The organism is Planctobacterium sp. R6 (genome assembly GCF_055755215.1).
On record NZ_JBVTQY010000050.1, the window covers coordinates 16,386 to 27,521 of the forward strand.

8 protein-coding genes are annotated in these 11,136 nt (G+C 42.2%); 6 read left to right on the top strand and 2 right to left on the bottom strand.

The genetic code is table 11. The annotated features are described in order from the left end of the window. The first annotated feature begins 49 nt into the window (after positions 1-49). Positions 50-5,542 (top strand): beta strand repeat-containing protein, encoded by a 5,493-nt coding sequence (locus AC0J20_RS20840; protein ID WP_473023217.1) that lies wholly within the window; start codon positions 50-52, stop codon positions 5,540-5,542. Between the two features lie 88 nt (positions 5,543-5,630). Here AC0J20_RS20840 and AC0J20_RS20845 read toward each other — a convergent pair whose 3' ends face one another. Next, on the bottom strand, positions 5,631-6,788 hold the full coding sequence (locus tag AC0J20_RS20845) for a hypothetical protein (protein ID WP_473023218.1): 1,158 nt from the start codon (positions 6,786-6,788) through the stop codon (positions 5,631-5,633). 89 nt (positions 6,789-6,877) lie between these two features. Between AC0J20_RS20845 and AC0J20_RS20850 the strand changes: the two genes are divergently transcribed. From AC0J20_RS20850 to AC0J20_RS20870, 5 genes are all read left to right on the top strand, one after another. Then, entirely contained in the window at positions 6,878-7,288 is a 411-nt protein-coding gene (locus tag AC0J20_RS20850; RefSeq protein WP_473023219.1) for a hypothetical protein, read from the top strand. A gap of 6 nt (positions 7,289-7,294) precedes the next feature. Further along, a complete protein-coding gene (locus AC0J20_RS20855) occupies positions 7,295-7,642 on the top strand; it encodes a hypothetical protein (RefSeq protein ID WP_473023220.1) in 348 nt (115 codons plus the stop codon). 10 nt (positions 7,643-7,652) lie between these two features. Then, a complete protein-coding gene (locus AC0J20_RS20860; protein WP_473023221.1) occupies positions 7,653-8,633 on the top strand; it encodes a hypothetical protein in 981 nt (326 codons plus the stop codon). After that, a complete protein-coding gene (locus AC0J20_RS20865) occupies positions 8,633-9,451 on the top strand; it encodes a hypothetical protein (RefSeq protein ID WP_473023222.1) in 819 nt (272 codons plus the stop codon). The genes AC0J20_RS20860 and AC0J20_RS20865 overlap by 1 nt, the downstream gene beginning before the upstream one ends. Positions 9,452-9,581: 130 nt before the next feature. Beyond that, entirely contained in the window at positions 9,582-9,914 is a 333-nt protein-coding gene (locus AC0J20_RS20870; protein ID WP_473023223.1) for a hypothetical protein, read from the top strand. A gap of 22 nt (positions 9,915-9,936) precedes the next feature. Here the strand turns inward: AC0J20_RS20870 and AC0J20_RS20875 are convergent, their stop codons facing one another. Then, on the bottom strand, positions 9,937-10,596 hold the full coding sequence (locus tag AC0J20_RS20875; RefSeq protein WP_473023224.1) for a hypothetical protein: 660 nt from the start codon (positions 10,594-10,596) through the stop codon (positions 9,937-9,939). Positions 10,597-11,136: the final 540 nt, after the last annotated feature.

The following is an 11,136-nucleotide window of genomic DNA, read 5'->3' on the forward strand; positions in this document are numbered from 1 at the left end:
TATTTAGGTAAGTCTCCGGTATCAATGTTGCTTTATAGGTTGTGGAAAAATGTGGTTATACGATAACTGTAGTGAGCAGATAAACTCCGAGCATAAACGATTCAGAATGGGTAGTGTCGCGGTTTGTTTGGCTATTGCTTTGTCAGGTCAGGTATCAGCACAGCAATTAAGTAATATTGAAGCGGAAGGTATTGCGTTACAGTATGAAGATGCACGCAGTGTAGCGCGAAAGGTTAATGACGTAAAATCGGCGTTGATCAATTATTATGTGGCGAATAATGAGTGGCCAGCGACCTTAAATACGCTGATCTCCGATGGGTATTACGGAGGTAACTTTGCAACCGGTTACAACTCCGATATCGCTGGCACAATCAGCGGTAACTTTTATGAACTCAGTTATACAGCCACTAAGGAAGTGCTGGCTGAGTATACGGCGAGTTTACTGGAAGGCACTAATGACGGAAACGATGTAACAATCATCGTAGAAACACCTGCTCAGGCGGCAATTGTCAGTCAGACACTATCTCGCATCTATGATGTGGCAGGGTCGGGCGCTCAAAATACCATGGAAACTAACCTGTTAATGGGCGGGAATGATATTAGTGGTGTAGGGTCGATAACAGCGGGCTCTGTTTTGGCGACCGTCGGGGTTTTTGATAATTCAGAACGCGTGTTTTCACCAGTAAATTTACCAACTAAAAATGATGTTGGTTTGGGCCTTGTTGAAAACTATTCCGCATCAAGTGATTATACAACTGATTCCACGACTACCTATTTAACCACAGCGGGTGGGGCCGCGGTGTATAACGACCTGGATGCACTTAAACTGGATGTTACTGCTAAAGCTACAGATAGTGAGTTACTTGACGGTATTGATAGTGCGCAGTTTGTTCAGATTTCACGGACAATAAACGGGTACAGATTGTCGGATGATATTGTACTTAATAGTGCTGACACAGGTTCGGTTCCATTGAGCAGGACCGTTAATGGCCATGCACTTAGTGACGATATTAGTCTTGATAAGACGGATATCGGCTTATCTCTGGTGCAGAATTACACGATTAGCGACAGTTACACTGGTGGTCAAAGTACTGTATATGCATCACAAGCAGCAGTGACCAATTTATATAATGAAATACAATCTAATTATTTACGCAATGATAGCGATCAGACGATTACTGGTGTACTGACTGCTGACGGATTTTCCACTACCGGAGTGATTCAGGGCGCAAGCGCGATATTGTCAGGAGCGAGTCCAACGTTGAGGTTCAGTGACACCGTTGGCAGTGACTTCGTGGTCTATAATGATGACGGTACGTTTAAGATAAGAAATGATTCGTTTGGGTCTGATGTCGTTACGGTAGTAAACAATGATGTGACCTTTGCAGATCAGATAATTTCACAGGGTGCGGATATCAATGGTCAGGTGGATATCAGTAGCACTGCGAATGATGCGCTTTTGGTAAGTAGCGGCACCGGAAACCGCGTCGCAACATTTAGCTCTACCGATGATACCGCGACTATCCGATTACAGGACGATGGCTCGTATGCGGATATCAGCACGCAGGGTGGGAACGTTATTGTTGATGTCGATCCGCTCGGGGCGGAGTCGAATAGTGACTTTATTGTTAATGTTGATGGCACACGCGTGCTGGAAGCGGATGTTAACAGTGTTGATGTTACATCAACATTTAATGTCAATAACGGCAATATCAATTTGTCACCGTCTGGTTCACACAACGGTATTATTAATGCGCCCGCCAGTGTTTTTATTAACATCGACTCGGATAATAACAATTCAGGAAGAGTCTTTGTTGTCGGCAACAACAGTGATGATAGTAGTTCAACCCGTCTGTTAGAAGTGCAGGAAGACGGGGATGTTATAGCTCAGAACGGTAGTATCGGTGTCGGGGGAAATCCGACATTCAGTAACTTCAATAAAGGGCTCGATATTACTGATCCATCATCAGCCGGTATTCGGCTGGAAGATTCGGGCGCATCTAAATCTACAGAGATATATCAAGACGGGAGCGTATTAAACATTCGGGCGATTAATCCGAATATGCAGATGAGTGTCAGCAGCAGCTCGGGGGTAAGTCAGTTTGCTGTAGATATGGATGATGGCAGAGTGACACTGGGTGCAGAGAATGTCTCAAATGGCATTATCAATGCGCCGGAGTCGGTGTTTATCAACATCGATTCGAATAATGATGATACGACGGAATATTTTGCAGTCACCAATAATACTGCTGGCACAGGTGGTACGCATCTTTTAGAGGTGAACGAAGCTGGGCAAGCATATATCCATAGCGGATTAGGGATTTCGACGACGGTCAGTTCGAATGCACGACTGGAAATTGATAACGCCGCGTCAATGAATGAGTTGTACTTTTCAGGTACTGACTTTACAAATATTCTGAGCCAATCTACTTCTGGATTTCAGTTAGGCACAGTATCCGGCGGTGGCGGTGATGTTAATTTTATTGTAGATGGAAACTCAAAGCTATATCTGGCGGAATCGTTAGTCTCTGCGTCGGTCCCGTTGCGTGTTAATTCTGGTGAAACCCGTGCGTTACAGGTTAATTACAATGGCGGGACGTCAGGTGGTTTTGTGTATCAATCCTTCATGGAGGGGGGGACAGAGGACTGGTGGATTTCAGGTGATGGAACGAGCCGTCATCTGGCTATTCAGGTCGGTAATGGTGCTATGGCAATGCAGTTTAATCGCGATGCCACGATAGATATGTATTCAAGGCCGATTTTTCGAAATGGAACGTATTCAGCGCCAGGGGGTAACGGGCTGGGTAGTGTTTATACCAGTAGTAGCTATGGCCCTGTTTTTTATGGTCAGGGAACGAGCTATGATCTGAGTCTGGCGAACCGTTCGGGTAGCACAGCAATGAGTGTTCTGGCGAATAGCCAGGATGTCCGTTTTTTTGGAGATTACATTTTCTACGGCTCAAATGGCAGTGTTGCAGATTTTGATGGTACAAAAGGGATATCTATTGCCCCATCAAATGGAACGCCTGGGCTGTTAATGAAGCATCCTGATACAGGTAGGCCTTGGTTGACTTATGCATCAAATAATGGAGATTACCGAATTTATGATTCCGCTGAAAATATTATCCGGTTCAGAATAGGCTCAGATGGGATAATTCATGGGAATGGTGGCGGATTAACCAATGTGGATGCAAATTCAGTCGCTGGTATTGCTGGTTCAAATATAGCTACTTTATCAGGTGTACAAACCTTTACTTCGAGCAAGACTTTTGTTGACAACGCTCAAGTCACGCTTGGATCAGGCAACGATTTTGTTTTGTATCATGATGGAACTAATTCATACATTCGTAACTTTTCTAATGATTTATACATTCGTAATGATGCAGCAGGAGGAGATGCTTATTTATCGGCAACGGGAGCTGGAGGCGCTCAGTACACAGGAATATCGGTTGTTTCAGATGGAGCAAATAATGTTTTATCAAGGCTACATTATAACGGTGCCGCAAGATTGCAAACTACGAATGATGGTGTCACTATTTTGGGAACTATTAATACCGGTCAGGGGAGTACAGAAATATACCTTCAAGATCAAGACTTAAGACGTCAAGATGCTGTTACTTTTGCCAGTATTTCAGGAGATGGCTCTGGGGTATCCAACGTAAATGCAATTTCATTGAATGGATTTTCGCATACAGCATTTATGCGCAGCGGTGTTGACTACACATATAATAATGCTATCGGGACTTTTCAGAACGATTCCAGCGTAGAAATTGAAAGTGGGGTGTCAGGTACACACGCACTTCAAGTGCGTTCAGGTAATTCTACTGGCGATGCGTTTATGACCTTTCATATCGGTGGTGATTATGCTTTCCATTTTGGGTTAGATGGCGAGTACAACGATTTAGTCGTCGGCGGTTATTCAATGGGTTCAAATAAATACCGAATCTGGGGCGAGCATAATGATGGCGCCGGTAGTGGTTTGAATGCTGATAAGTTAGATGACCTGGAAAGCGCACAATTTGTCCGAAGCGATGCGAACGATGTTATTACCGGGCACACAGAGTGGCAGGATAATAACCAAGTGCGGTTGGGGAGCGGAGCTGATTTGCGCATGTACCATAGTGGGACGCATACCTATTTTGCAAACTATACTGGTAATGTTTATAACCAGAACTATGCTGCTGGTGGCGACTGGTTTGTGGAAGTCGAAAACAACAGTGGAACGAGGCATACGGCAATAGCAGCGATAGGTGATGGTGATGTTTATGGGGCGTTGTATGCCAACGGCACCATAAGAGGCTATGCAGATACTTCTGGATTCAGGGTATCTGGACGAATAAGGGCTGACAGTGGAACTCATGTTTTTGAAGCTGGTGCAGACGGGAATATTGAGTTAACCCGGAGTTCTGGCAGTGCGTACATTGATTTCAAAAACGGAAACGGTGAAGACTATGATGTCAGGTTGCATCAAGTAGGTGCGAATGCACAATTGAATGTTATTGGTGCTACAGATGGATTACTAATTAACAGTAATAAAGTGTGGCATGCTGGCAATGATGGGGATGGCAGCGGTTTGGATGCAGATCGCTTAGCAGGAGTTGACCATTCCAATTATAGCCGTCTGGATATACAACAAACACGCACAGCGTCCCTTCGTATGACTGATAATGTAGCGTTATCATCAGGAACAAGCGATGACTTTCAATTTTATCATAATGGCTCAGATTCTTTCATTCTTAACAGGACCAACGATATTTACATACGCAATGAAGCCACGGGTAGAGAAATCTATCTAGAGGCGGCGAATAATTCAGGTGTAAATAGGACGGCTTTAGCTGTATATGGTGATACATCGGTTTATCCGGTATTGATGCATAATGGGGTGGAAGTCTTGAGGACTATCTCATCAGGTACTCAGATGCTTGATTTGCAGATGACTAACAGTGGTGATTCAACTGTATTTACACCATACGATGACGGAGCATGGCAAACCTCCAGACAGTTTTTATATGATTCTTCGCAGAATAGATGGGAGGTAGAAACGGCATTGGATGTTGGCGGCACAGTAAGTGCCGGTGGTTTTTCTACTTCAGGAAGTGTCGTTGCCGGGGCAGTTACAGCAGACGTGATTACTTTAGATGGACAAGATGTGGCTGCGCAACTTGCCAGTGCTGGAGGGGGAAGCTCTCCGTTTAATGGATTACCAAATGGGGTTTATTCAACCCGTTCAATGAGTGTCAATAATTCCAGTCCATCACTTAGCGCAACAGGTCCAGGAGTACTGGTGCAACTTTGGGTAATTAAAAGTGATCTTGCGACTGATTGGACTTGTAGGTTCAGTGTTGATGGTGTGTCTATTGATTATGTCAACCAATTTTCTACAACTCGCAGATATGTGGTATTTGAGCCTTTCGGAAGTACAAGTTCTAATATTAATTTTAACACTGTTGAATCATTCGGATATGACACCTCTTTTTCATTTACATGTACGAGAACAAGAGGTTCAGGCACTATGCATGTGGGGGCTACTGTTATTGACTGAGTTTGATGCGGTAATGTTGTGGTAAATGGGCAAGCACTTATGTAGATTAAGTATTGCCACTTATCAATAAACATGGTCTTACTAAAATTCAGAAAACAGACATTTCCATTGTATTTTGATTAAGGGGTGATTCGTGTAGTGGCTCAGTATATTTAACTCCGTATGTAGATGTTAATTTTAAAGCTTCGCTTGTTAGATTTGCTACCGCGTCATAGTTGTATTTTTTTAAGGCTTCTGATAACTGGCTACTCATGAGCACAGTTCCGTTGTTGTCTGTGTTTACACTTCCTTGAGGTAACGATAGATAGTATTCCAGCCATGTTTCTATTGTGTGTTGCTTAGACCCGTTGGGGAAAGATAGAACTTTATTAAAAGTTGCCTCGTTAATAGATATTTTATCTGAGAACCCTGATAAAGGTATTACATTTCGCGACGCCAGATAATCTATCAATGCAGGGCTTTCAATAGTTCTTCCGAGGTCATCTGAGTCCTGTCTGACGGCATCAATGAAACTCCATTGAAACAGATTTAACCGATCTGGATTGAGCCCGTAACTGGTGTGCCCATAGTTACCATGAATTGTACTCTGAGCATAATCTTCTATTATGATGCCATCATAACCATCTCTTCTCATGATTTCGAACCAGTCAAATCGATTGTATTGTGGGTCATTTAAATCGCCTTCATGATCACGCATGTCCAAAAACCGAGGCTGATAATCTGGATTGACAGGTTGTATCATGAATAATCGGCCCGGGATGAAGTAACTGTTTGGCATGACTTCTTCACCTTTCATCTTTAATCGAAAAGCCCAGTCTTTGACCGTGTAACCGAGGATTTCAGTCAAATATTCCTGTATTTCGCCATAAGTGGGCTTCTGAATCTGATCGCCCTTTCTCCAACAGTTAACGGCTTTATCTCGTATATCCACTGGGTATTCATCAATTTCAGGAGCCAAACGATAACCTAGTTTGTTGATAGCCATGTTGGCCAATGGGCCACTTGTCTCAATAGGGGCGCGTGGATTGTTAAAATGAGTTGCAGGCACATGCAGGGTGGCTTCACTTTCCGGTATATAACATTGGGCTATATCCGGATGGTTGCAAGTCCATATAATCTTGTCATAACCGCCACCCTTTAACTCTTCAGGTGCAAAGGATTCGCAAGTGCCATGAAACAAAAGCGTATTGTTGAGAGGCAAATAACGTTGGTTGAGACGGAGTTGTTCGGGAGATACGTAGGGCATAAGTAATTCCTTAAAAGATAGGTTGCCTCAAATAAATAATGCATATATATTAACTGTTAGGCATATATTGAGTCAATATGGTATTAACAATGGAAAAAATTATTGTTAAGGGTGATAAGGTCACCAGCATTGTTCCGGTTAGTAATGTTAATCACAAGAAGCGAGGAGTTTTAGTGACCATTCCTTGGTGTGCATTGGTCTTTTGTTGTTTTTTATTGTGCTTTTCGGTAGTCGAAACTAACAAATTAGAGAAGCAAAATGCTCGTTTGCAGGTGAGGACAGAGCTGTATAAACAAAGTTTTTATGATGCTTTTACTCGGCATCCTGTTCAGGAGTGTCATGAACTGGCACTTCGTTATTTAATGCGCGCTGAGCAGGCATTGCTTGTTCGGCGGAACAAGCCTATTAAAGAAGCAGCGCAAGAGATGTGTGACGATAGTTCAATAAATCAATACAGAGCTTATGTTCGTCACTTTCAGTTTAAGTTGTCACAAGGATAATGATCTATGAGTGAGGAAATGTCAGCGCAATTCTATCAATATTTTTCGTTGAAAAATCAACAGGAAAAACTGAGTCAGGTTTTCCCTGTATTGGTGGATTGTAGTGCGCCAGCGCTCCACCCACAAGCTGTACAAACAATAGATAAATTTGAGAGGCAATTGGCATCGCATGGTATCACCGTGTCGCAGGGGCGAGTGATGATCAAGCAGTTAATGCATAGCGAAGCTTATCAGGAGCGGCTTAATAGAACCATACGACTAAATGAAGTGGCCATCGATTTGGAAGGGGCGCCAGTTCGCAGGTTGTCACGGTATAGCCGAAAGTTATCACTGTCACTGCCAGACGGAAAATAATAACTGATATATGGAATACGTAACCCCATCTGAAATTGCTACTGCACTGTTATATTTTAGTAAGGAAATTTTCGGTGACGGTGACAATGAGCTTGAGTTTTTGGGACAGGGAGAATTTGGTGAGGCGTATGCTACGCAGAACCATGTCATTAAAGTCACGTCTTCCTGGACAGAAGCGTTGAATGCACTAATTACCCAGTATTACCAGCATCCCGACAGCGCGATCGCTCGAATAGATAAGGTGGTGAAATTGCCTGAGCATGGTAGCAATATGCGGTATGTTATTATACAGGAAAGGGTTACAACTCATGGCTGCATAGCTGAGCAGATACAAACATTATTATCTACGGTTTGCTGTGAGTCAGAGCATAATGATTTAGAAGACTGGGTTGAGCAGTATGTGGCTCACTACGGCAAGGTGCCAGGTGAAGATGACAAAGGTCTATTATATTTATTATGGGATGCGTGGCATGAACCTGGAATGTTGGGGCTTAGCGGTACAGATATTCATGCGGAAAATATCGGGGTGGCAGAACATACTCGTGATAAGTTGAGAGTGGTGTTGTTTGACCAAATGAATTATAAGCTTGAACAGCAATTTCCTGAACAGCCTCTCAATGAATGGACGGATCCTGAAGTTTTCGCATTAATGGACGAAATAGAGACAAACTTTATAAAACAATCTTGTTACGCTCCTGAAGTTTGTGAAGCAATTCAGGATGCGATTTATGAAAGTTCGCCAGAAGAGATGGTTGAAGTCTTGATAAAGAGTGTAGATGACTATGACGGGGAAATTGCGTCTCAGGTGTTAAGGTCCTTTATCGCTGAAGAATTATTCAACTGGCCTGGCCTATCAGAAGAGGCTCAGGATAGTGCACGCAGGCTTACCACGCCATCAACTCTGGCAGAGGCTGGCCGTTATCTTATTGAAAAAATGAAATTCCCAGCTGTATCTGAGGTGCAGGTGATGCCGTTGTTAAAGGTGGGGTGATGTCTGGTTTAATAACACAGTTTGAATCTTCTCTTTGGTATATGGCTGCAGAAGGTTTTTGCCAGTCATTTGAGAATATACCTTATGTAAAGAATCAGGGGGTCGTTCTTTATAGTAGTAAAGTTGAAGCACGGAAGACCGGATTGATTGTCAGTGAGTTTACGTTAACAGCAGGTAAAGTGACAGGTTTGAATGAGCCGGTTAATCAGGCTGAACTTCAAGAGGCAATGGTAAAGGCCAATGTCCCTTTTATGGTGTGGGCTCACAGTGACATTAAAAGTCTGGGAATGATGATATCATTGATGAATGAATACATGGAGCCAGCGGAGGCATTGAGATGGCTAGTGTCACGACATAACGCAGATGTCATTTATTCACCGACGCTTGAAAACACTGGATCAGAAACTATCAGGGTGTTCAGTCCTGGAGTTTTGCAATCAACAATGCGCAGAGAGCACTATCTATTGAACGGACTGGAAGCGATTAGTGCACAGTTAATAGGATTCGATGGTTACGGTGGTGAAATTGAATATGCTGTGAAATTGTTTCAGGATTGGGTGGACAAAATTAAACACAGCCAAGAACCGGAAAAGCAAAATGCATACCTGGGTGATTTGAAATCAAAGTTGTTGCAATATCAGCAAAGTCGATGGTTTCATTTTACAGAAATGGAGTGGGTAAACAGTAATGTTTTAAAGGTGGTGAATGAAATGTGCAAAGCACTAAAAGCCATTGAGAAGTTCGATAGTAAGGAGATATTGATCTCGTCAGCAACTAATGTTGATGACGGTGAGGAACGAACTTTAACTAAACGGTGAACAATATTCATTCTATAGGAAGCATGTTGTAGAATGCCGGGCAAAAAGCATCATCTTGTAATAAGGTTGAAAAAGATTGCCGTCAATTAAACGAAAATACCACTATGGTTGGGTGCGGCTAAACCCGTCAGTGATAGAAGGTCGTGGGTTATGTGGGCAAACAGTACCAGTAATAAGTCTTGATGGAGGGGAGTACAATACGCCATTTTGTGGATTCGTGAACATTATTGATTTGGCGAATATTGATGGGGTATGCATAACTGGATTGCAAGGGTACACGCCTGATGATGATGTGATCCCGGTATGGAAAGAACTCAATCACCTTGATTGGTTTCTCGGTCAGCGTACAGATGAAGGGGTTTTATTGATTTTACATAATGATCATCCTATACGTTGCGGATCGGGATATATAGCAAATCCGACGATAGACAGTACAGTAGTGCCACTTTTTCCTGAAAAATGATCACCAGATAAGATATTGACTTCTACATTGGATTTCTGATTGTTTGGATTTCTTTTTTGTGGGTATCTAATATTACATGGAGATTGTCGATAATAGTGGATTTTACTTCTGTGAGTTCGCGTTTGACTGAGTGGGTCTCTAATAATTTTTGAAAAATAATAGCTGGAATGGCCGACAAAATCCCAATTACCCAACTCGGATTTCCTGTCGTATTCAGAATGAGCATAGTCAATGATGAGACTGCAATGGGAGTTAAGAAATATACTTTGCTGTTTTTATCCCGGGGCTGAAGAGTTTCGTCATTGAACCACAATTCATAAAACAATGTACCGGCGTCATGGTTTACCAGTCCAATCGGAAAACCATGTTCTACGCCTTCACCTCTTATATACATGATTGACACGATATGCCCGACGAATGCCTCTGCATTATTAAAGGTGAATTTTGAGTGCTTATCTCCAAAGTCGACCCATATATTATTTTTAACTTCTGTCGTTGAATAAATGGGAGGGGGAGAGTTTCGATCAAATGATGAACCGCTTTGTACGTTAGTTATTACTGTATCGTTGGTGTCAATAACCCGACCGGTCTTGTAAAAAAAAGAGTAATGTTGGGAAGAAAAATATGTTTGGAATGGAGCTTCTTTTAAGGGGGACTCGTACTTGAAAAATTTGTCAGCCATTCTGTTCTCATTTCACATTAAAGCTTATTTTTAAGTCAAATAATGCAAATTATCAATAGAAGAATTCGAAGTGTGAAATTTCAAGAAATTGCTCAAGTATCGCAAGACGTAATACTGATATAGGTATTTGACATGTGTAAAGAGTGTACTTTGAAAAGTTGGCCTGCCCTGAAAGGCGAACCAATTGGTCTAATAGTTTTGTAAGATAGTTAATTGTTATTGGTCTTCTTCGTATAGGTACATTTTTTTAAAGGAATTTCAAACAAATTATCTTAAACAAAACTGGGTGTAAAGCAGGCTACATGAATGCACATCAGACCAGTTAATGCAACATTTTTGATATTATTGCGTGAACTAATCCGAAATCTACGTATGCAATGCGACTTGCGGGATGAGGGAGGAAAAGCCACCGAAAGGTGGTTTTTTCATTTATAGGGAAAATAAATAAAGTTCACCAATTACTAAGGGCATGATCAAACTTATTGATATAGCATTTGTTCTTAAGATCACATTTTGGCATAAGCTAATAAATTTGCTTTA